General features: G+C 68.0%; 22 protein-coding genes. 14 read left to right on the plus strand and 8 right to left on the minus strand.

Translation table 11 applies throughout. The features are described 5' to 3' along the window. Positions 1 to 48 precede the first annotated feature (48 nt). Complete coding sequence (locus tag RJ05_RS20160) at positions 49 to 1842, plus strand: AMP-dependent synthetase/ligase (RefSeq protein WP_036539404.1); 1794 nt, start codon at positions 49 to 51, stop codon at positions 1840 to 1842. A gap of 72 nt (positions 1843 to 1914) precedes the next feature. On the opposite strand, the gene RJ05_RS20165 is transcribed toward RJ05_RS20160, so the two are convergent. From RJ05_RS20165 to RJ05_RS20175, 3 genes are all read right to left on the minus strand, one after another. Then, complete coding sequence (locus RJ05_RS20165; RefSeq protein WP_036539377.1) at positions 1915 to 3390, minus strand: DHA2 family efflux MFS transporter permease subunit; 1476 nt, start codon at positions 3388 to 3390, stop codon at positions 1915 to 1917. A gap of 63 nt (positions 3391 to 3453) precedes the next feature. After that, positions 3454 to 4122 (minus strand): PadR family transcriptional regulator, encoded by a 669-nt coding sequence (locus tag RJ05_RS20170; protein WP_036539379.1) that lies wholly within the window; start codon positions 4120 to 4122, stop codon positions 3454 to 3456. 339 nt (positions 4123 to 4461) lie between these two features. After that, entirely contained in the window at positions 4462 to 5343 is an 882-nt protein-coding gene (locus RJ05_RS20175; RefSeq protein WP_036539380.1) for a glycine betaine ABC transporter substrate-binding protein, read from the minus strand. 244 nt (positions 5344 to 5587) lie between these two features. Here RJ05_RS20175 and RJ05_RS20180 point away from each other — a divergent pair, with 244 nt between their 5' ends. From RJ05_RS20180 to RJ05_RS20195, 4 genes are read left to right on the plus strand one after another with little or no spacing between them, the layout of a single operon-like run. Continuing rightward, on the plus strand, positions 5588 to 6472 hold the full coding sequence (locus RJ05_RS20180; protein WP_174343959.1) for an ABC transporter substrate-binding protein: 885 nt from the start codon (positions 5588 to 5590) through the stop codon (positions 6470 to 6472). A 6-nt stretch (positions 6473 to 6478) separates the two neighbouring features. Beyond that, positions 6479 to 7630: an ABC transporter ATP-binding protein gene (locus RJ05_RS20185; protein ID WP_036539381.1), complete on the plus strand. Its 1152-nt coding sequence runs from the start codon at positions 6479 to 6481 to the stop codon at positions 7628 to 7630. A 13-nt stretch (positions 7631 to 7643) separates the two neighbouring features. Continuing rightward, the gene (locus tag RJ05_RS20190) at positions 7644 to 8312 is read left to right on the plus strand and encodes an ABC transporter permease (RefSeq protein WP_036539383.1); all 669 of its coding nucleotides are present in this window, start codon (positions 7644 to 7646) and stop codon (positions 8310 to 8312) included. Further along, positions 8309 to 9007: an ABC transporter permease gene (locus RJ05_RS20195; protein ID WP_036539384.1), complete on the plus strand. Its 699-nt coding sequence runs from the start codon at positions 8309 to 8311 to the stop codon at positions 9005 to 9007. The genes RJ05_RS20190 and RJ05_RS20195 overlap by 4 nt, the downstream gene beginning before the upstream one ends. A gap of 1 nt (position 9008) precedes the next feature. Here RJ05_RS20195 and RJ05_RS20200 read toward each other — a convergent pair whose 3' ends face one another. Next, positions 9009 to 10085 (minus strand): magnesium and cobalt transport protein CorA, encoded by a 1077-nt coding sequence (locus RJ05_RS20200; protein WP_036539385.1) that lies wholly within the window; start codon positions 10083 to 10085, stop codon positions 9009 to 9011. 91 nt (positions 10086 to 10176) lie between these two features. Between RJ05_RS20200 and RJ05_RS20205 the strand changes: the two genes are divergently transcribed. The 6 genes from RJ05_RS20205 to RJ05_RS20230 all read left to right on the plus strand — a co-directional run bounded on the left by RJ05_RS20205 (position 10177) and on the right by RJ05_RS20230 (position 15338). Then, positions 10177 to 11031, plus strand: a complete 855-nt coding sequence (locus RJ05_RS20205; protein ID WP_036539386.1) for a PHP domain-containing protein — start codon at positions 10177 to 10179, stop codon at positions 11029 to 11031. After that, the gene (locus RJ05_RS20210; RefSeq protein ID WP_036539387.1) at positions 11028 to 11294 is read left to right on the plus strand and encodes a hypothetical protein; all 267 of its coding nucleotides are present in this window, start codon (positions 11028 to 11030) and stop codon (positions 11292 to 11294) included. The genes RJ05_RS20205 and RJ05_RS20210 overlap by 4 nt, the downstream gene beginning before the upstream one ends. 51 nt (positions 11295 to 11345) lie before the next feature. Continuing rightward, positions 11346 to 12959, plus strand: a complete 1614-nt coding sequence (locus RJ05_RS20215; protein WP_081597436.1) for an FAD-binding protein — start codon at positions 11346 to 11348, stop codon at positions 12957 to 12959. 491 nt (positions 12960 to 13450) lie between these two features. Beyond that, on the plus strand, positions 13451 to 14665 hold the full coding sequence (locus RJ05_RS20220) for an NAD(P)-dependent malic enzyme (RefSeq protein WP_373365073.1): 1215 nt from the start codon (positions 13451 to 13453) through the stop codon (positions 14663 to 14665). A 107-nt stretch (positions 14666 to 14772) separates the two neighbouring features. Further along, positions 14773 to 14982, plus strand: coding sequence for a toxin-antitoxin system HicB family antitoxin (locus RJ05_RS20225; RefSeq protein WP_036539391.1), 210 nt, complete (start codon positions 14773 to 14775; stop codon positions 14980 to 14982). Beyond that, the gene (locus RJ05_RS20230; protein WP_051016762.1) at positions 14979 to 15338 is read left to right on the plus strand and encodes a type II toxin-antitoxin system death-on-curing family toxin; all 360 of its coding nucleotides are present in this window, start codon (positions 14979 to 14981) and stop codon (positions 15336 to 15338) included. Before RJ05_RS20225 ends, RJ05_RS20230 begins: the two co-directional genes overlap by 4 nt. 357 nt (positions 15339 to 15695) lie before the next feature. On the opposite strand, the gene RJ05_RS30125 is transcribed toward RJ05_RS20230, so the two are convergent. From RJ05_RS30125 to RJ05_RS20250, 4 genes are all read right to left on the minus strand, one after another. Then, a complete protein-coding gene (locus RJ05_RS30125; RefSeq protein WP_249040525.1) occupies positions 15696 to 15920 on the minus strand; it encodes a hypothetical protein in 225 nt (74 codons plus the stop codon). Between the two features lie 738 nt (positions 15921 to 16658). Then, positions 16659 to 17243 carry a suppressor of fused domain protein gene (locus RJ05_RS20240; RefSeq protein WP_174343957.1) on the minus strand — a complete coding sequence of 195 codons (585 nt, stop codon included), beginning with the start codon at positions 17241 to 17243 and terminating at the stop codon, positions 16659 to 16661. 4 nt (positions 17244 to 17247) lie between these two features. Further along, a complete protein-coding gene (locus RJ05_RS20245) occupies positions 17248 to 17739 on the minus strand; it encodes a YflT domain-containing protein (protein ID WP_014352664.1) in 492 nt (163 codons plus the stop codon). A 51-nt stretch (positions 17740 to 17790) separates the two neighbouring features. Then, positions 17791 to 18738, minus strand: coding sequence for an HpcH/HpaI aldolase/citrate lyase family protein (locus tag RJ05_RS20250; protein WP_036539398.1), 948 nt, complete (start codon positions 18736 to 18738; stop codon positions 17791 to 17793). A gap of 54 nt (positions 18739 to 18792) precedes the next feature. Between RJ05_RS20250 and RJ05_RS20255 the strand changes: the two genes are divergently transcribed. From RJ05_RS20255 to RJ05_RS20265, 3 genes are all read left to right on the plus strand, one after another. Next, positions 18793 to 20079, plus strand: coding sequence for a magnesium transporter MgtE N-terminal domain-containing protein (locus RJ05_RS20255; protein WP_036539400.1), 1287 nt, complete (start codon positions 18793 to 18795; stop codon positions 20077 to 20079). Next, positions 20072 to 20683: a DUF1003 domain-containing protein gene (locus RJ05_RS20260; protein WP_051016763.1), complete on the plus strand. Its 612-nt coding sequence runs from the start codon at positions 20072 to 20074 to the stop codon at positions 20681 to 20683. The genes RJ05_RS20255 and RJ05_RS20260 overlap by 8 nt, the downstream gene beginning before the upstream one ends. 118 nt (positions 20684 to 20801) lie before the next feature. After that, a partial coding sequence (locus tag RJ05_RS20265) for a lytic transglycosylase domain-containing protein (RefSeq protein ID WP_051016764.1) occupies positions 20802 to 21773 on the plus strand: 972 nt, incomplete at its 3' end.

Raw genomic sequence — 21773 nt, forward strand, 5'->3', positions numbered from 1 at the left:
GCAGGTGCCGTAAATTACTGATGAGTTAACCCACGTGGAAGGGCCATGATGCGAGAGTTCGAAGCCCCGGCTTCCTACACCATCCCGGAAGACGCCAACAATTCCGACAATGTGTTCCGCCATGCCGAACAGTCGCCGAACGCGGTGCTGTTCCAGGTGCCGAACGGTAGCGGCGGTCTGCGGGATGTGACCGCGACGGAATTCGCGAAGACCGTCACCGGGGTGGCCAAGGGCATCATCGCCTCCGGCATCGAACTCGGTGACCGCGTCGCCATCATGTCGGCCACCCGCTACGAGTGGGCCGTGCTGGACTTCGCGATCTGGGCAGCCGGCGCCTGCACCGTCGCCATCTACGACAGCTCGGCCGCCGAGCAGGCCAAGTGGATCCTCCAGGATTCGGCCACCAAGCTGCTGATCGTCGAGAACGACAAGCACCGCGCCACCATCGACGAGATCGAATCCGGCACGCTGCCGGAACTGAAGGAGATCTCCCAGATCGACAAGGGCGCCATCGACGAGCTGATCAGCCGCGGCGCCGAGCTCGACGACCAGGTCGTGCACGAGCGTCGCGCGCAGGTCGGCGCGTCCTCGCCGGCCACCCTGATCTACACCTCGGGTACCACCGGCCGCCCCAAGGGCGTCATGCTCACCCACGCGAACCTGTGGGCGGAGTCGAAGTCCGACCGCATCGCGCTGGGCAAGTTCATCGTCGAGGGCAAGAAGACCCTGCTGTTCCTGCCGCTGGCGCACGTGTTCGCCCGCGCCGTGGCGCTGGCCGCCTTCGACGCGAAGGTGATCGTCGCGCACACCTCGGACTGGACCACCCTGGTCGACCAGTTCGCCGAGTTCAAGCCGCACTTCATCCTCTCGGTGCCGCGCGTGTTCGAGAAGGTGTTCAACAGCGCCAAGCAGAAGGCGCACGACGGCGGCAAGGGCAAGATCTTCGATCTGGCGGCCGAGACCGCCATCGCCTACAGCGAGGGCCTCGACAAGGGCGGCGCCGATCTGGTCACCAAGATCAAGCACTTCGTCTTCGACAAGCTGGTCTACAGCAAGCTGCGGGTCGCGCTCGGCGGTCAGTGCGAGGCCGCGGTGTCCGGCGGCGGCCCGCTGGGCGCGCGCCTCGGCCACTTCTTCCGCGGCGTCGGCGTCACCATCTACGAGGGCTACGGCCTGACCGAGACCACCGCCGCCATCACGGTGAACACCCCCGAGCACATCCGTGTCGGTTCCGTCGGCCGCCCGATCGAGGGCCACGCGGCCAAGATCGCCGAGGACGGCGAGCTGCTGCTCAAGGGTTCGGTCGTGTTCGACGGCTACTGGGGCAATGCCGAGGCCACCGAGGAAGCCTTCGAGGACGGCTGGTTCAAGACCGGCGACCTCGGCGCCATCGACGCCGACGGCTTCGTCACCATCACCGGCCGCAAGAAGGAGATCATCGTCACCGCGGGCGGTAAGAACGTCTCCCCCGCGCTGCTCGAGGACTCGCTGCGGGCCCATCCGCTGATCAGCCAGGTGATGGTGGTCGGCGACGGCCAGCCGTTCGTCGGCGCGCTGATCACCCTCGATCCCGAGGCGCTGCCGGGCTGGAAGGAGCGGAACGGCGTTTCCGCCGACACCCCGATGGAGCAGCTGGTGCAGAACCCGGCGCTGGTCGCCGAGATCGACGCGGCGGTCGCCGAGACCAACAAGAAGGTCTCCAAGGCCGAGCAGATCAAGAAGACCCGCATCCTGACCGTCGACTGGACCCAGGAGACCGGCGAGCTGACCCCGAAGATGTCGCTCAAGCGCGCTGTGGTGATGAAGCAGTACGCCGCCGAGGTCGAGAAGATCTACAGCTGATCTTCCCCTGACACCCAGAGGGCGCCGGCAGCTTCCGCTGCCGGCGCCCTCTGTCGTCCCGCTGGATCCGTTTCAGGGAGTGAGGGATTCGGCCTTGGCCCGTTCGGTGGGCGGCTTGGGCGGGGCGGCGACGCCAGGGCGCAGGAACAGCACCGAAGCCAGCACGCCGATCAGCAGGATCGCCGCGGGCAGGTAGGTCGAATCCGCCAGCGCCGAACTGAACGCCGCCTTGACCGGCTCCGGGATCGGGCCCGCGGTGCCTTCACCGGCGGGCGCGTCACCCAGACCGTTGGCCGCCATGCGCGCGGCGATCAGGGCGCTGATCGCGGCACTGCCGAGTACCGCACCCACCTGACGGGTGGTGTTGTAGATGCCCGCGCCCGCACCGGCCTTCTGGACGGGCAGGTTGTGCGTCGCGGTGGTAGCCAGTGGCGCCCAGATGAACGCGTTCGCGAAACCGGCCAGCCCGGCGGCGACCAGGAACCAGATGATGTCCGAATCCGGGGTCATCAACTGCGCGAACCAGGCCACCGAGATCGCGAACAGGGTGAAACCGATGGTCGGCACCACCCGCGGATGCAGCCGTCCCGCGAACTTGCCGACGAACGGCGCCATCACGCCGGTGATGATCGCCATCGGCGCGAACACCAGCGCGGATTCCGTCGGCGACATCTCCCGCACCGCTTGCAGATAGAAGTAGGACGGCACCATCACCGCGGTCGTCGCCGCGCCCATGGCGGCGATCGCCAGGTTGGACAGGCCGAAGTTGCGGTCGCGGAACAGGCTCAACGGCACCAGCGGCTCACCGGTATTGCGTGCCTGATTGACGATGAACAGCGCAAGCACCACCACACCCGCGCCGATCAGCAGCCAGATCCGCAGCGACCAGTCGTAGGTGTTGCCTTCCTGGATGCCGAACACCAGCAAGGCCATGCCGATACCGCTGAGCACCACACCGGGGATGTCGAACTTGTGTGCGTGCGTCTCGAGCGCCGGCACCAGCTTCCAGGCCAGCACGAACGCGACGATGCCGACCGGGACGTTGACGAAGAAGATCCACTCCCAGCCGAGGTTGTCGACCAGCACGCCGCCGAGAATCGGCCCGACCAGCGTGGCCAGGCCCGCGACACCGCCCCACAGGCCCATGGCCGCGCCGCGCTTGTCCGGCGGGAAGGTCCGGGTGATGACGGCCATGGTCTGCGGCGTCATCAGCGCCGCGCCCAGGCCCTGCACCGCGCGGGCGGCGATCAGCATCTCGATGGTGCCCGACAGCCCGCACCACAGCGAGGCGAGGGTGAACACCGACAGGCCGATCAGATAGATGTTCTTGGGCCCGAACCGGTCGCCGAGGCGGCCGGTGATCAGCAGCGGCACCGCGTAGGTCAGCAGGTAGGCGCTGGTCACCCAGATGACCTGGGAGATGTCGGCGTGCAGGCTGTCGAGAATGGCCGGGTTGGCGACCGCGACGATGGTGACATCGAGCAGGATCATGAAGAACCCGACGACCAGCGCCGACAGCGCTAACCACGGATTACGTTGAGTGGACATCGGTTTCGTTCCTAACTCGGATGTGGATAACGAGCGACGTCGTTGTCGGATCGGTGGATGTGGTCACGAGGCCGCGGGCTCGACGTCGTCGTCCTCGGACGAGGGCCGCCACGGCGGTGCGTCACAGGGCTCGGCACGTTCGCCGGTGACGAGATCGAATTCCTCCCAGGCAAGCGCGCCGCTGTCGAGTTCGTCGATCAGGCGTTCGACCCATTCGCTCTCGGCGCGCACGGTGGCACGCAGATACGGCAGCACAATCCAGTACCGGCGTGGTACCTGCTTGCGTTCGGCCTTGCCGATCATCGTCTCCAGCTCGGCCAGTTCCCCGGCCAAGTGGTCGACGCGTTCCCGGAGCAGGGCCAGTACCTCGGCTTTGGGCAGGTTGTGTGCCTCACCGAGGGCGACCGGGAACAGCGGATACTCCGGCAGCGGCTTGCGCAGCAGCTCCGCGATCCGCTTGCGCAGGGTTTCGCGCCCGTCAGGGGTGATCCGGTAGGTGGTGCGTTCGGGGCGGTTACCCGCGCGGTCGATCCCCTCGGCGCGGACCAGTTCCAGCTCGGCCAGCCGGGTGACCACGTGGTACAGCGAGCCCGGGCGCACTTTGACGAGCTTGTCCTCGCGCCGCAGTGTGAGCAATTGGTACATCTCGTACGGATGCATCGGCCGCTCTTCGAGCAGGGCCAGCACAGCGATCGCCAGCGGTGTCACCGCCGCACCTGTGCGCTGCCCCATGATGTCCCCTTTCCGGGTCCGTGCCCACCGCTCGCAGGATTTCGGCGAGCCGCAGGGACTGTATCGGTATGCGGCGACATATTCCGCGCCAAATATTCCAGTTGGAATATCCGGCGCGGAAGTCGCGGGCATCAAGGGGCGGAAACAGTTACCGAGGCCACAAAGCACTGATGGGGCGGGCGCGGGCAGCGCGGAGGATGAAACCGACCCGTCAGAGACCGACGTCGTCGAGCCCAGGTGCGCGTCGGCTCGGCAGCGTTCTCGTGCGCGCAGCGCCGCGACCATTGCGCCCACGCGGTGGCGGCGAGCGAGCGGCAGTGCGGTGGGCCGAACCGCCCGTCAGAGACCGTGGTCGTCGAGCCAGGTGCGGGCCAGCTCGGCGGGGTTCGCGTCGTCATCGCGCACCGCCGCGACCATGGCGGTCAAACGGTCGGTGGTGAGCTCACCGGCGACGTAGTTCAGTTTCTCCCACTCGCGATCGTCCAGCGTGCCCTTGCGCACCAGCGCGACCGGGTTCTCCGCACGCAGGGCGTTGTCGTCGTCGGACAGCACGCGCAGACCATCGACCGCATGGGGTGCGAGCTCGGCGGGACCGGCCAGTAGACCCACTTGGATCCGGCCTTCTATCAGCGCTTTTCGCAGTTCGGCAGGATCGGCGAAGGTCTGGGTGGACGCAAAGTCGCAGCCGTCGATCCGTAGCGCCGGCGGTGGGGCGGTGAGCAGGCCGGGCACCGGCGCCACACCGGCGGACGACGACGAGCACCGCGGCGTGAGGTCGGCCACGGACTCGGCCGATGCGGTCGGGTTCACGAGCACACCTGCCCGCAGATCCGCACCGTCGGCGGCGTCGGTGACAACCAGCCCCTCGGGCAGCGAACGGTTCAGCTCGCGGGTCACCTCGTCGGTGTTCCACGCCGTCGCGTTGCCTGCCAGCTCGCCGAGCAGTGCGCCGTTGTGCTCGCCGACCAGCGTCACCGTGCCCGCGTCGAGCGCCGCCATCCGGTCCGCGCGGGTGCCGAGCCCCGTTTCGACCACCACGGCCGCGCCGGTGCGGGCCAGCGCCTGGGCGTAGATCTCGGCCAGCAGCACCGACTCCGCGCTGTCACCCGCGCCGACCACCAGCGGTTCGGGCGCGGGGTCATCGCCGCAGGACACGGTCACGGTCGCCAGTGCGACGACCACGATCCGGGCCAGCACCCGCAGCGGCGCGGCAAGCACCATCGGCGCGACACCAACTTTCCGAAGCCGAGGACTGGCCCGCGCCGAGCGGGTCGGGCGGGCACTATGGTCAGGTGAGAATGTACCGGTGGCCACCGGGCACCGGGATCGCGCACTGCCGGCCTGCGGAAGGACCTACGTGACACCGACTCCCGCCCCCGACGGCGCCCGGGTGGGGCGCTCCACCGTGCGGCTGACGCTCACCGCCGCTCGCTTCCTGTTCGCCGCCGCCGCGCTGGCCGTCGCGATGATCATGTCGTCGTGCGGCGATTCCGATCCGCTGGCAGGTCAGGGCAGCTGCGAGGGCGATACGCTCATCGTCGGCTCGGCGAATTTTCCCGAGTCCGAGACATTGGCGAATGTGTACGCCGAAACGTTGCGGGTCAACGGGTTCAGCGTGCAGACCAAGCTGAACATCGGTAGCCGCGAGGCCTACATCCCGGCCCTGCGCCAGTGCGCCATCTCGCTCATCCCGGAATACACCGGCAACCTGCTGCAATATCTGGAACCCGACAGCACCGCCACCCAGCCCGCCGATATCGATCGCGACCTGGCCGCCGCCATCGGCACCGATCTGGCGCTCGGCGCGCCCGCCCCCGGCCAGAATTCCGACGCCGTGGTGGTCACCCGCGCGACCGCGGACCGATGGAACCTGCGCACCATCGCCGATCTGGCACCGCATTCGGCCGAGGTGAAGTTCGGTGCGCCCGCCGAATTCCAGGAACGTCCGGTCGGGCTGCCCGGCCTGAAGCAGAACTACGGCCTCGACATCAGCCCCGGCAATTTCGTGCCGATCGCCGACGGTGGCGGCCCGGCCACCGTGCGTGCCCTGGTGGACGGCCAGGTCACCGCGGCCAATATCTTCACCACCTCACCCGCCATCGCCGCCAACGACCTGGTGGTGCTCGAGGATCCGAAGGCGAACTTCCCAGCACAGAACGTGATCCCACTGGTGAACGCGGCCGAGCGCACCGACGCACTGATCGCGGTACTGAACGCGGTCTCGGCCAAGCTGACCACCGACCAGTTGATCGCGCTCAACGAATCGGTCTCCGGTGACACCAAGACCGAGCCCGCCGCCGCGGCGAAGGATTGGGTCGCGGCCCAGGGCCTGAACCGGCCGATCGGATAGCCGCCGGTGTCCGATATCGAGTTCCGAGCGGTCAGCAAGACCTATCCCGGCGGCACCCGCGCCGTCAGCGATCTCGACCTGCACATTCCGTCCGGCACATTCACCGTGTTCGTCGGGCCGTCCGGGTGCGGCAAGACCACCTCCATGCGGATGATCAACCGGATGATCACCCCCACCGCGGGCAGCATCACCATCGACGGGCGCGATATCGCGACCGTCGACCCGGTGAAGCTGCGGCTCGGCATCGGCTACGTCATCCAGAGCGGCGGGCTGCTGCCGCACCGCACCGTCATCGACAATGTCGCGACTGTCCCGGTGCTGCGCGGCGATTCCCGCCGGGCGGCGCGCGCCGCGGCGCTGGAGGTGCTCGATCGCGTCGGCCTCGATCGCGGACTGGCCTCGCGGTACCCGGCACAGCTGTCGGGCGGGCAGCAGCAGCGGGTGGGTGTCGCGCGGGCCTTGGCCGCGGACCCGCCGATTCTGCTGATGGATGAGCCGTTCAGTGCCGTGGACCCGGTGGTGCGCGCCGAGTTGCAGGTCGAAATGCAACGGCTGCAAGCGCAATTGCACAAGACCATCGTGTTCGTCACCCACGACATCGACGAGGCCATCACTCTCGGCGACCGGGTCGCGGTGTTCGGTCGCGGCGGCGTGCTCCAGCAATACGATCCGCCGCAGCGGGTGCTGGCGCAGCCCGCCACCGATTTCGTCGCCGATTTCGTCGGACGGGATCGCGGGTATCGCGGCCTGTCCTTCCGGGCCGCGGATTCCGTTCCGCTGCACGAGATTCGGACGGTCACCGAAGCCGAGATCACCGGACTGCGCCTGGCCGCCGGCGAATGGGTGCTGCTCACCGACGACGACGGACGGCCGGGCGGTTGGATCGATATCACCGGTGTGGAATCCGTGCGGGCCGGCAAATCGCCGGCCGACAGCGTGTCGGCGGGCGGTTCGCTGTTCACCCCGTCCGGTGATCTGCGGCAGGCGCTGGACGCGGCGATCTCCTCGCCCTCGGGAATCGGTGTGGCCGTGGACGATTCGGGCGCCGTGCGCGGCGGCATCCTCGCCACCGAGGTGGTGGCGCAATTGGCCGAGCAGCGCGCCGCCGAGGACGCCGCCCGCAATCGCGCGTTCCTCGACGAGGAGCGGGTGCCGTGACGCGAGCCGGCCGATGAGATACCTCGTCGACAACTTCGGTGACATCATGGGATTCACCCGGACCCACCTGTATCTCGCGCTGCTGCCGCTGCTCATCGGGCTGGTCATCGCGATCCCGGTCGGCGCGCTGGTGCGGCGGGTGCGGTGGTTGCGCCGGGTGACGGTGACCGTGGCGGGGCTGGCGTATACGGTGCCGTCGCTGGCGTTGTTCGTGATCATTCCGCCGCTGGCAGGGATCTCGACGATCGATCCGCTCAACGTCGTCATCGCGCTGGCGGTGTATTCGACGGCGCTGCTGGTGATCGCGGTGCCCGCGGCGCTGGACTCGGTGCCCGCCCATATCGTCGACGCAGCGGAGGCGGTGGGGTTCGGTCCGCTGCGGCGCACGCTGACCGTCGAGATGCCGCTGGCGGTCCCGGTGTTCTTCTCCAGCCTGCGGGTCGTGGTGGTCACCAATATCGCCATGGTGTCGGTGGGGGCGCTGATCGGGGCGGGTGGACTCGGCAAGCTGTTCACGCAGGGCTATCAGCGTGACTATCCGGACGAGATCGTCGCGGGCATCATCGTGACGCTGGTGCTCGCGCTGATCTTCGACCGTCTGGTGTACGCGCTCGGCCGCTGGGCCACCCCGTGGCTGCGCGTGGACTCCCGGCGCGCCCACCGGAAAGGCGCCGCGGCATGAACCTTTTCCTGGACGCCTGGAGCTACTTCACCGATGGCGCGAACTGGGGCGGACCCACCGGCATCGAACGCCGTGTGGCCGAACACCTCTGGTACAGCTTCCTCGCGGTGGCGTTGTCGGCGGTGATCGCGGTACCGGTGGGGCTGGTCATCGGGCACACCTGGCGGGGTTCGGCGCTGGTGGTCGGGTTCGCCAATGCCATGCGGGCGCTGCCGACGCTCGGCCTGCTCACCTTCATGGTGCTGCTGCTCGGCCTCGGCCTGATCCCGCCGCTGTTCGCGTTGATCACCGTCGGTATTCCGCCGCTGCTGGCCGGGGCCTATGCCGGGGTCGCCAATGTCGCCGACGACGTGGTGGACGCTTCCCGCGCGATGGGGATGACCGAACGCCAGATCCTGCTGCGGGTGGAAGTCCCGAATGCCCTGCCGATCCTGCTCACCGGTCTGCGCGGCGCGACCCTCCAGGTGGTCGCGACCGCGACCATCGCCGCCTACGTCAATCTGGGCGGGCTCGGCCGCTACATCTTCGACGGCATCGGCCTCTACCGCTACGACCGCGTGCTGGTGGGTGCGGTGCTGGTCGCGCTACTGGCGATGGTCCTCGACGGGCTGCTGGCGTTCGCCGCCTGGGCGACCACGCCCGGCACCCACCGATTGTGGCGAGCACGTCCGGCCGGTCTCGGGCCGCTGCGGTAACTCACAGCCAGTGATTGCGGTGGAACACCACATACAAGCTGCCGCACACCGACAGAATCAGCACCCACACCGCCGGATATCCCCACACCGTCTTCAATTCCGGCATGTGCTCGAAATTCATGCCGTAGATGCCGGCGATCATGGTCGGCACCGCCGCGATGGCGACCCACGCGGAAATCTTGCGCATATCGGTGTTCTGCTGCACCGCGATCTTGGCCAGCGCCGCGTTGATCAGCGAGCCGAGCGATTCATCGAAATCGACGATGCGGTCGGCGACGGTGGTGTGATGGTCGGCGACATCGCGGAAATACCGCCGGATCTCCTTCGGCAGCGGTAGATCGGTGTTCTGGCTGAGGATCTGCAAGGGAATACCGAGCGGGTTGACCGCCCGCCGCAACTCGACCACCTCACGTTTGAGCTGGTAGATGGATTCCACGCCGACCCGGCTGCGCGGGGTGAAGACCTCTTCTTCCATCTCGTCGATATCGTCCTCGATCGACTGCACCACCTCGAGGTAGTTGTCGACGACGTAATCGGCGATGGCGTGCAGCACCGCTCCGGGTCCCAACCGCAACCGCTCGGGATCGGCCTCCAGATTCCGGCGCAGCTCGGCCAACCCGGAATGCTCGCCGTGGCGCACCGCGACCACGAAATCAGGGCCGGTGAAAATCATCAACTCACCGGTCTCCACGATCTCGCTGACCGAATTCATATCGTGTTCGTGATAGGCCACCGGACGCAGCACCAGGACCAGGGTGTCGTCGTAGCGTTCGAGTTTGGGCCGCTGATGGGCGTGCACGGCGTCTTCGACGGCGAGGGCGTGCAATCCGAAGGTCTGCGCGACATCGGTCATCTGCGCCTCATCGGGATCGTGCACACCGAGCCAGACGAAACCCTCGCCCCTGCCGCGCACTTCCCGCAATGCCTCGTCGTGGGTGAAACGTCCGGGCAGCCGCACCCCGTCGACGTAGACGGCGCAGTCCACGATCGCCCGGGCCGTCGGCACCGGGATGCGCGGCAGCGGGGCCGGTGTCTTCGCCGGACCCCGGAAATACGGCAGCGGCGGAATCGATGGCACCGGTCGATGCTACGTCCGCGGCGGCCCGTGCACGGCGCACCGGCCGGGCATGGGCACAGCCCGCCGATCACGCACTGACACACTGGAGGGCGTGCGCATCGACCTGCATACCCATTCGACCGCGTCCGACGGCACCGACACCCCGGCCGAGCTGGTGCGGAACGCGGCGGCGGCCGGCCTCGACGTCGTCGCGATCACCGATCACGATACGACCGCGGGCTGGGCCGAGGCCGTGGACGCGCGGCCCGACGGGTTGACCCTGATCCGCGGCATGGAGATGTCGTGCGTCGGTCTCGGTGAGGACGGCTGGCCCGTGCCGGTCCACCTGCTCGCCTACCTGTTCGACCCGTCCGACCGGGGTTTCGCCGACGAACGCGAACGGCTGCGGGCCGAGCGGGTCGAACGGCTGCGCGCGATGGCCGAGCGGATGGCCGCCGACGGATTGCCGGTCGACCCGGACGAGGTGCTGGCCTCGGCGGGCCCGTCGGCGGGGCGGCCGCATCTGGCCAGGGCGCTGGTCGCCGCGGGCGTGGTGCCCACCGTCGACGCCGCCTTCGCCGATCTGCTCGCGCCGCACGGGCGCTACTACGCCGAGAAAGCCGACACCCCGCTGCGCCGGGCGGTGGAGATGATCGCCGCCGCGGGCGGGGTCAGCGTGCTCGCACACACCAGGGCCCGCAAGCGGGGCAGGCTGCTGGCGATCGACGATATTCGCGAACTCGCCGAGCTCGGCCTCGGCGGCCTCGAGGTCGATCACCCCGATCACAGCGCGGCCGATCGCGCCCTGCTGACCGAGCTGTCCGCCGAACTGGGGCTGCTCACCACCGGCTCCTCGGACTACCACGGCAGCAACAAGACCATCCGGCTCGGTGAATTCACCACCGATCCCGACCAGCTCGAGGTTCTGGTCGGAAAGGCCACCGGGGTGCCGGTGATCGGCTCGTGAAGCTCGCGCGCGGAATCAGCGGCCTGATCGCCGCGGGCACCTTCGCGCTCGCCGTCGTGGTGGTGGCCGCGGCGATCATCGGTGCGCGCCGCGGCTTTCCGGGGCCGGGCGGTGAATCGGTGGTCTGGCATGTGGTGTCCGCGGCGATCGTCGTTGCGGCGCAGGTGTATTCGGATCGGCATAAGGGTTTGGCCGCGTTTTCCGGGTCGCTGGTCGTTTTCGCCACGGCCGGTGTGTTGCTGTGGACACAGTGGTGGAGCTGATACCGCGGAATCGGTTGCGGGCGGGTGAAATGTGGCCGAATATTTGATCTCGTGAGTGAGTGGGAAACCGACGTTCTGATTCTCGGCGGTGGTCCCGCCGGGATCTGGGCGGCCCTCTCCGCCGCCGCGGCCGGTGCGCGCGTGACCCTCGCCGACAAGGCGCGTTGCGGTGCTGCCGGGCCGAGCGCCGTCGGCCTCACCTCGCTGTGGAATATCGCGCCCGGCCCGGCCCGCGCCGAAACGGTGCGGCGCGTCCTCGGTCACGGCGGCTGGCTCGGCGATCCGGAAACCATTCACCGAGTGCTCGCCGAAACGCATGAGCGCCTCACTCGACTCGCCGACCGGGGCCATCGGTTCTCGGGCGGGTCGCGGGCCGGACGGATCTGGCTCGACGGCGCCGGGTATCTGCGCCGCCTGCGCCGTGCCGCGGTCGAAGCCGGTGTGCGTGTGCTCGACCATCATCCGGCCACTCAGCTGCTGGTCGACAGCGAGGGGATCGTCTCCGGCGCCGCGGGGATGCAGCGGCACAACACGTTCCGGCCCTGGGCGGTACGCGCGTCGGCGGTGGTGGTCGCCACCGGCGGATGCGCGTTCAGGTCCGGGCGCGCCGGCACCGACGTCGATACCGGTGACGGGCTGCTGTTGGCCGTCGAAGCCGGGGCCGAGCTGTCGGGAATGGAATTCTCCAGCGCGTACGGTCTCGCCCCTGCCACGTCGGTGAGCGCGGCCGATCGCGGGTTGACCTTCGCCGAACTGCACGACGAGACCGGCGCCGTCATCGAAGGACATCGCGGCGCCGCCTTCACCGCGCTCGCCGAAGGTCGCCGGGTCTACGGGATCCCCGCGGGGCTATCGCCCGGACAACGCCGACGCCTGCGTCGCCACGGCATCATCGACCCGGAGAAAGGGATCGCACTGCGCGCGGTCCTCGAGGGCACCGTGCGCGGCACCGGCGGCCTGCATCTGATCGGCCCGGACTGCGCCACCACCATCCCCGGGCTGTTCGCGGCGGGCGATGTCACCAGCCGCGAAGCCGTCACCGGTGCGGTCAGTGGTTTCGGCGGCAGCTGGGCGGTCGCCTCGGGCACCTGGTCGGGCGCCGGCGCCGCACGATTCGCCCGCGGACGACCGGTGCCGGACCGGCGCGCGCTCGCACCCGCCGGACCGGGACCCGCGGCGGGTCTGAGCCCGGTCGCCCGGATCGACCCGCGCGCGGTGATCGGCCTGGTACAGGAACACACCCTGCCGCTGCGGCGCAGCTACCGGCGCAGCGCGGGCAGCCTGCGCGACAGCATCGCCGAACTCGACGCGATGTGGCCCGGCGCGCTCTTCGACCTCGGCGGCACCGGCGCCGAACGGCTGCGCGCCAGGGAGGCCGCTGCCATGCTGGCGGTCGCGCGCTGGACGAAATACAGCGCGCTGGCCAGGACCGAGAGCCGCGGCATCCACCGGCGAACCGACTTTCCCCAGACCGACGCCGGATGGCGGGTGCGCCTGCGCTCGGGCGGACTCGATACCGTCTCGGTGCGCAAGACGGCGCGCAATCCGATCCACGAGCAGACGGCCGCGCCGATGCAGGCCGGCGAATCCGGGCGTCCGGCTCGCCCCGGACTCACCCGCCGGCGGACCTCCGGCTTCGACCCGGCCGCGCCCGGCTCCAGCTGACGGTCCGGCGTACCGGCACGCCGGAGATCGGCCGAGGCCGTACTTCTCACCGCGAGACCGGCCCCGACATAGGACAGCTCACGGCATCGGGTCCGGCCGGAGCGAGTTTCCGCTTACGTCGGGGTAATTCCGGCGGCATACCCTCGGATGATGGTGCACGATCACGACTGGACCCACCGGTTTGGCAAGTGGTCGGGCAGGCTGGCAGAATGTTGCGGATCCCCGACCCACGCCACCGCCGGGTACGGGAATCACGGTGATCACCGCCTCACGACGCACCGTCGTGTCCCGAGGATCGAACCGCATGATCTGTCCGGGCCCACCCGTCCGGCTTCCGCTCCACGGATCAGTGCCGCGCCACGTCGACAGGGCTGTCGAAAAGTCGAAACGTACCGGTCAGCGCACCCGATGAGCGATACGAAGCACCTAGTACCAAAAAACCCGACGGTAACCGTCCCCCGGTTGTGACCGATCCCAGCAGGAGTGAAATCGTGTCATCTGTGACTGACGCACCGAACGCCACTGCCAGCAAGAATGCCGCCGCCGACCTCGCGGCGATCACCCACGAGGAGATCTTCGCGGGCCACCTCGGCGGCAAGCTCTCGGTAGAGCTGAGTGCGCCACTGGAAACCCAGCGCGACCTGTCGATCGCTTACACCCCCGGTGTCGCGCAGGTCAGCCGCGCCATCGCAGAGGACGAATCGCTCGCCAAGCGCTACACCTGGACCGACCGGCTGGTCGTCGTCGTCAGCGACGGCACCGCGGTGCTCGGCCTCGGTGACATCGGCCCGCGCGCGTCGCTGCCGGTGATGGAGGGCAAGGCCGCGCTGTTCAAGAAGTTCGCCGGGCTGGACTCGATTCCGATCGTGCTCGACACCAAGGACGTCGACGAGATCGTCGAGACCCTGATCCGGCTGCGCCCGAGCTTCGGCGCGGTCAACCTGGAAGACATCTCCGCGCCGCGCTGCTTCGAGATCGAAAAGCGGGTCATCGAGGCGCTGGACTGCCCCGTCATGCACGACGACCAGCACGGCACCGCCATCGTGGTACTGGCCGCCCTCAACGGCGCGGCCAAGGTGCAGGGCCGCAGCACCTCCGGCCTGAAGGTGGTGGTGTCCGGCGCCGGCGCCGCGGGCGTGGCCTGCACCAACATCCTGCTCGCCGCGGGCGTCGCCGACGTCACCGTGCTCGACTCCAAGGGCATCGTCAGCCGCGACCGCAGCGACCTCAACGACGTCAAGGCCGATCTCGCCCAGCGCACCAACCCGCGCGGCCTGACCGGCAGCGCCGCCGACGCGCTGGCCGGCGCCGATGTGTTCCTCGGCCTGTCCGCGGGCAAGATCGGCGAAGAGCTGATCGCCTCGATGGCCCCGGAGTCGATCGTGTTCGCCATGTCCAACCCGGATCCGGAGATCCACCCCGACGTCGCCGCCAAGTACGCCTCGATCGTGGCCACCGGCCGCAGCGACTTCCCGAACCAGATCAACAACGTGCTCGCCTTCCCCGGCGTCTTCAAGGGCGCCCTGGACGCGGGCGCGCGCCGGATCACCGAGGGCATGAAGATCGCCGCCGCCGACGCCATCCTCGCCGTCGTCTCCGACGAACTGGCAGTCGACAAGATCGTGCCGAGCCCGCTGGATCCGCGCGTGGCTCCGGCCGTCGCCGAGGCCGTCGCCGCCGCCGCCCGCGCCGAGGGCGTGGCGTAGTAGCGATCCCATTGCAGCATTGAGGGGCGCCTGTTCCGAACGGAGCAGGCGCCTTCTCCGTTTACCGAAGGGCAACGCCACAGGGGGGCGGTTGGTATCATTTTGGTATGACGACCATCAGCGTGCGACTACCCGACGAAATTCATCAGAAGCTCAGCGCCGCTGCGGAGGCAGACCACATCTCGATCAATTCGGCTCTGGTGCAAGCAGCGCAAGCGTGGGTCGAGGCGCAGGCACAGCGGGCACGCAGCCGGGTTCTCATTCAGGAAATCATGGCCGAAGACGCAGAATTGCTCGCGATGCTGGGGGACGAGTGACGCCGAACGTCCTCATCATGATCAATTCGGTGGTGTTGGGCGATTCGGCGGAGATTCGCGACGCCGGTCTACTGGCCGCTGCGGCCACTCGGCCGGACGCGGTGCTCGCAGGCCAAGACGCCTATCCGACCATCGAGGAGAAGGCCGCCGCCGTTCTGCATTCGGTCGTGCGGACCCGCCCATTCGTCCGAGGCAACAAAGCCACTGGCTGGATCGCCTGTCGAATGATGCTGCGCTGCCAGCGGAAGCGGCCGAGCTTATCGACCGCCGAGGCCTACGACCTCATCGATGAACTGGTGACCGTCGACATGTCTGTCGCGGAACTTGTCGCCGCAATGAAGATCACGGACAGGTGACCCTATCCGAGATGATGGCACTCACGGTCGAGATCACCGCCACATCGAGGCCAACCCCACACTGCAGAACCATGCGTCGCGCGACGCATTCACGCCAAGCCTGCCGACGCCGCCTCGGCGCGGTGAGAAAAAACGTATCGGTCGCGCGGACTCGGCCACGGTTGATCTCAGCGTCAAGGCCCGAGAGACTTCGGATACTCGTTCAGCAACCCAGCCGCCGCCCGCCGAGAACGCTCGGCTGGGATATCCCAGCCGAGCGTTCTCGGATCTACCAACCACATAGACCAGCAGTATTGCAACTGACCAACAAGCCGCCCTGTAGCGGGCACTTCCGATTTTTCGCCCGCCACATCGGTACTACGCAGGTGACTTATCCTGGTAGTAGACGGTGATCGATGGCCATTCACCATCAACTGTCGTCTCCGAATGGAGAACCACGTCACTCACCGACACCTCACCCAGTTCGTCCACGGTGTCAGCGACAGCCCGCAGCAATGCGGCGACATCACCTTGCCCGGGCCCTTTCGGGTTGGCCTGAGAGAAATGAAACGCTTGATACCTGGCCACCATCTCGACTGTCACTTCCTACGCTTCTGCTTGTTCCGCGACCCGCATTACTTTTCAGACTGCTTGATCTTTTGCTGTGCCCTGTTGTAGGCACCTTGGTCATAGGGACGTCCCGCGTTCTTATTGTCTACAGCTTCCTGCTCTTCCTTCGACAAGTTCGGACATTGCGGTTTCCCGGTAACGACCCCAGACGGAACGACAGCCGCGTGGCTCACAACCGCGGGACTGGCTGACGCCGGAACAGCCCCGAGCAGAGGAGCGGCGACCGCGCCAGCGACGATCACACCAGCGAATGCGTTTCGAAAACTCATCAGATTTCCCTCCTGGAATGCGGAGGCCCGACCGTCGCGATTCGAAATCAGCAACCACGAAGACCAATGAAATCACTAAGATTAGTCTGATTCCAGGTCCAGAGCCCATATCTGAACCTAGCAACGTGATCCCCCCTCGCAGATTCGAGCCAGTCTAAGTTGATCATGAAATGAGCTCGAAGTCAAACCCGCAGGTACTGAACACATTGCTGGACAACGCAATTCAGCCTCAGCTGTAAGAGCCGACCCGCTGCCGCGGCATTCCGTCACAGTGTGAACACGAGGCAATAGCCCCGACACCCTGGCTGGATCTCCAGCACACGAGGCAAGAGGACTCGTCGAGGCACGCCTTTCCTGGATCGCCCTCCGGTAAGGCGACGATCGATCCGTGACTGTCCGCGGAAATCCCATCACAGCGCGCTCCGAGCGAAGGGGTCTCTCACTACAGTGACGCGGCCCCGCGATTTGGATCACGCACGTCGATCTCCGCCTCGTCCCACGCATCCCGCAACGCCTGTGCGCCGCGCACCCGGACCCAGGCCGCTTCGGTGGCGGTCACGGGGACGACGTCGAGATACCGGACAGGCTCGGCCGGTTCGGGCAGCACAACATCGGGGATGTCGCTGGGGCCGAGGAGCACCGCGGTGAACGGCGAATTGGTCCACATCGGCTCGCCCAGGTCGAGCAACGCGTCCTCTTGCAGCACAACACCTTCCACCGCGGGTGCGGCGGCGAGGACGCCGAGGGTGCGGGCCAGGCCCGAACTCGCGCCGAGGCCCGCGCGCAGGGTGAGGATCAGTTCCGCGCGTGGGCCTTTCACCGGGTCGGCCAGCAGCTCGGATGGATCGCCCATCGGGTGACGGGAACCGCCGAGCGTGGCGTAGTGCACGAAGTCGTCACCGGGCACGATGCGCAGGATCTCGATCGGTTCGAGCCCGAGGAAGGTCACCGAGGCGGCATCCACCGCGGCGGCGTCGACGCCGAAATGTTTCAGCACGCCGGCGCGCACCGTATTCACTACATCCATGCGGTCAGATCGCCAGCCGCGCGAGCATGTCCCTGGCCTGCTCGGCTGTCTTGGGATCGCACAGCACGTCGTATCGGCCGGCGACCAACTGCATGGTGGACGCGAAATCGCGCTGGCCCTTGGTCGCCGCATACGGGATGGAGGTGGAGATGACACCGAAGATGATGCCGCCGACCAGACCGACCAGCAGCGGGCCGAGCGCCCCGCCGGTGGTGAACAGGCTCAGCAGCAGGCCGAGGAACAGGCCGAGCCACGCACCCGAGACCACACCCCCGCCGATGACCTTGCCCCAATTGAGGCGGTAGAGCACCCGCTCGACCTGCATGAGATCGACGCCGACGATCGTCACGTCCTGCACCGGGAACTGGTTGTCGGCCAGGTAGTCGACGGCGCGCTGCGCCTCGGCGTAGGTCGGATACGACCCCACCGGCCAGCCCGACGGCGGCGTCGGCAGACCCTGCCTGCCGCGATTCGCGTTCCCCAAGGGATTCGTCATAGGTCCATTCTGCTATTCCATCGGGCCCCGTGCCGTGCTATATACCGCGCGTCACTTTTCCGGTGGGGTGAAACGGGTGGTGCGAGACATGCCCGCGGCCCGGCCCTTGTCGGCGATCACCTGCGCCATCTTGGCGCTGGCCTCGTCGATCATCTCGTCGCCGAGCATGACGGCACCGCGGGCCCCGCCCTCGGTGGAGGTGTGGAAGGCGTAGGCCTCCAGGATCAATTCGGCGCGGTCGTAGTCGGCCTGGCGCGGACTGAAGATCTCGTTGCACGCCTCGACCTGGCCCGGATGCAACACCCATTTGCCGTCGAATCCGAGCGCGGCGGTGCGGGCGGCGGCGCGGCGGAAACCGTCGACATCGCGCACCTGCAGGTACGGCCCGTCGATGGCCTGGAGGCCGTGCGCGCGGGCGGTCAGCAGGATCGTCATCAGGATGTGGTGGTAGGCGTCGCCGGTGTCGTAGCCCTCCGGCTGCTCACCCACCACCAGGGTGCGCATATTGATACTGGCCATGAAATCGGCCGGACCGAACACCAGGGCCTGCACGCGCGGACTCGCGGTGGCGATCTCGTCGATATTGCGCAGCCCGAGTGCGTTCTCCAGCTGCGGTTCGATCCCGATACGGCCCTGCTCGAGCCCGTTGGTCTGCTCCAGTTGGCTCAGCAACAGATCCAGTGCCCGTACCTGACCGGCGTCGGTCACCTTGGGCAGCAGAATCGCATCGATAGCGGTGCCCGCGCCGTCGACCACGCTGATCACGTCCTGGTAGGTCCACGGCGTGGTCCAGTCGTTCACCCGCACCACCCGCAGCTGCGAGCCCCAGCCGGAATCATTGAGCGCGGCAATGATATTGGCGCGAGCGGCCGCCTTGGCGGGCGGGGCGACGGCGTCTTCCAGATCCAGGAACACCTCGTCGACCGGCAGGCCCTTGGCCTTCTCGATCATCTTCGGGTTGCTGCCCGGCACCGCCAGAACGGAACGGCGTGGCTTCATCAACACTCCTGTCGTCGGCCGAATTCGGCCCGCAGTGTCATTAGTCTGGCAGTCATGGCAGCTACCAGGGTCTACGTCGCCAGGCTGGCCGGCCTGGCGGTGCTGGGACCGGACGGCGAGTCTATCGGCCGCATCCGCGACGTGGTCGTGGCAGTCCGCTACGACCGCCAGCAGCCGCGGGTTCACGGCCTGGTCGTCGAATTGCCGACCAGGCGGCGGATCTTCGTGCCGATGCTGCGGGTGACCTCGATCGAGCCGGGCAATGTCACCCTCAATACCGGCACCGTCAGCCTGCGCCGCTTCGCCCAGCGGCCCGGCGAACTGCTGGCATTGGCGCAGATCGTGGATTCGGCGGTGCGCGTGCACGACCCGGACCTGCCCGATCTGGCCGGGGTTGATGTGTTCGTGGTCGATCTCGGCCTGGAACAGACCAGGACCAGGGATTGGCGGGTGTCCAGGGTCGCGGTGCGCGGGCATCGGCGGCTGGGGCGCAGGCGCACGGTGCACGTGGTGGACTGGCAGCACGTCAGCGGGCTGACACCCTACGAGATCGGCAGGCCGGGGCAGGAGGTCACCAGCCTGCTCGAACAGTTCGAGGGGTTGCGCGCCGCCGACGTCGCGCATCTGCTGCGGGAACTGCCGGAGAAGCGCCGCGTCGAGGTGGCGATCGCGTTGGACGACGAACGCCTCGCCGACGTCGTCCAGGAACTGCCCGATGACGATCAGGTCGATCTGCTCGGCCATCTCGAGGTGCGCCGGGCCGCCGACGTGCTCGAGGCGATGGACCCCGACGATGCCGCCGACCTGCTCGGCGAGCTACCCGAGAACGAGGCCGAATCGCTGCTGGCGTTGATGGACCCGGAGGAATCCGAGCCGGTGCGCAGGCTGCTCGCCCACTCCCCGGATACCGCGGGCGGTCTGATGACACCGCGGCCGGTGGTGCTGACCCCGGCCACCACGGTGGCCGAGGCGCTGGCCCGGGTGCGCAATCCGGATCTGACCCCGGCGCTGGCCTCGATGGTGTTCGTGGTGCGGCCGCCGACCTCCACTCCGACCGGCCGCTATATGGGCTGTGTCCATCTGCAACAGTTGCTGCGCGAGCCGCCGGCACATCTGGTCGGCGGGCTGCTCGATACCGATCTGGCCACCCTGCGGCCGGACGCTCCGCTGGCCGCGGTCACCCGCTACTTCGCCACCTACAACCTGGTCTGCGGGCCGGTGGTGGACGAGGAGAATCATCTGCTCGGCGCCGTCACCGTCGACGACGTCCTCGATCACCTGCTGCCGGAGGACTGGCGCGAAGACGAGGAGCTACACGAAGGGGTGACCGGCCGTGACTGACAAGACTCCCCTCGGACGCGCCGTGAACCCGGCCAGGCAGCGGCTGGAGACGCCGGTCGGCTCGCGATTCCGGTTCGATTGGGATGCCGAGGCGCTGGCGCGCACCAGCGAGCGGGTCGCGCGTTTCCTCGGCACCGGCCGTTATCTCGCGATCCAGACGGTAATCGTGGTCGTCTGGATCCTGCTCAACGTCTTCGTGGTGACGCTGCGCTGGGATCCGTACCCGTTCATCCTGCTCAACCTGGCCTTTTCCACCCAGGCCGCCTATGCCGCCCCGCTGATCCTGCTGGCGCAGAACCGGCAGGACAACCGCGACCGCGTCTCGCTCGAAGAAGACCGGATGCGGGCCGCGCAGACCAAGGCCGATACCGAATTCCTGGCCCGCGAGCTGGCCGCGCTACGTCTGGCCGTCGGCGAGGTCGCCACCCGTGACTACTTGCGCCGGGAACTCGACGAGATGCGTGAGGTGCTCGACCGACTCGCCGAGGCGACGCTGCCGGAGCACGAGCCTCGCTCAGACAAGGCCGGAAAGGTCACGCGCAAGAAAAGCTCCGGTAGAAAGCAGGGCACAGCCCCGGTTTCACCTCCCGCCGCCGATGATTGACCGGAAATACACAACAGCCTTCTGACCGATGGGTAACCTGGATCACGTTGTCCAGAGCGACCCGGCCCGGATGTCCGGGACGGTCGCCTCCCGCGACGTAGAGGATTGGTGCGGCCGAATGCGAATATCTGCCCCGATAACCGTCTCGGCACTCGTCGTAGCCGGCTTGGTCGCTACCGGATCCGCCACCCACACCACCACCTCCACCACCCCGCCGAAGGCACCGGAAGCCCTGCTCGCGGCGTCCTCGCGCAGTACCGACACCGTCGGCGACGACACGTCCTCGAAGCTGTCCCAGACGATCGGGCTGCTCCCCGTGGCTCCCGAGCCGCCGCGCAAGCTGCGCGCGATGACTCCGCCCGCCGACGGCGCGCCGCCGCCGTTCGGTGGCACGGTGCCACTACAGAGCATCTCGCTACCTGTCGGCGGCGGCACCCTCGGCATCCCCGAGGTGGTGCTCGCCGCCTACCGCAATGCCGAGCTGGCCCTCGAGTCGACGATGCCTGGCTGCGGGCTGTCCTGGAATCTGCTCGCCGGCATCGGCCGGATCGAATCCGGCCACGCGGGCAACGGCCGCACCGATGCCGCCGGCACCTCGGTGACCCCCATCTTCGGTCCGGCGCTGGACGGCACCCTGCCCGGCAACGAGATCATCAAGGCCGCCGACGGCGGCTACGTTCGCGCCATCGGCCCGATGCAGTTCCTGCCCGGCACCTGGAGCCTGTATGCCGCCGACGGCAACGGCGACGGAGTCTCCGACCCGCACAACGTCTTCGACGCCACCCTGGCCGCGGGGAAATACCTCTGCTCCGGCGGGCTGAACCTGCGCGATCCGGCCCAGGAACTGCGCGCGGTGCTGCGCTACAACAACTCGATGTCGTACGCGGCCAATGTGCTGAGCTGGTCGGCGGCCTACCGCACCGGCGGCACTCCGGCTCCGGTCACCATCTCCCCCGAACTGATCCCGCCGGGCAGCGCCCCGATCGAGATGGGCCCGGACATGACGGCGGTGGACACCACCACGGCGACCACCACCCCCGAAGCGGCGCCGCCGGGGACCCACACCGTCCCGCCGACCACACCGCAGGGC

This window comes from Nocardia cyriacigeorgica NBRC 100375 (assembly GCF_000308555.1).
Taxonomy (GTDB): Bacteria; Actinomycetota; Actinomycetes; order Mycobacteriales; family Mycobacteriaceae; genus Nocardia; species Nocardia cyriacigeorgica.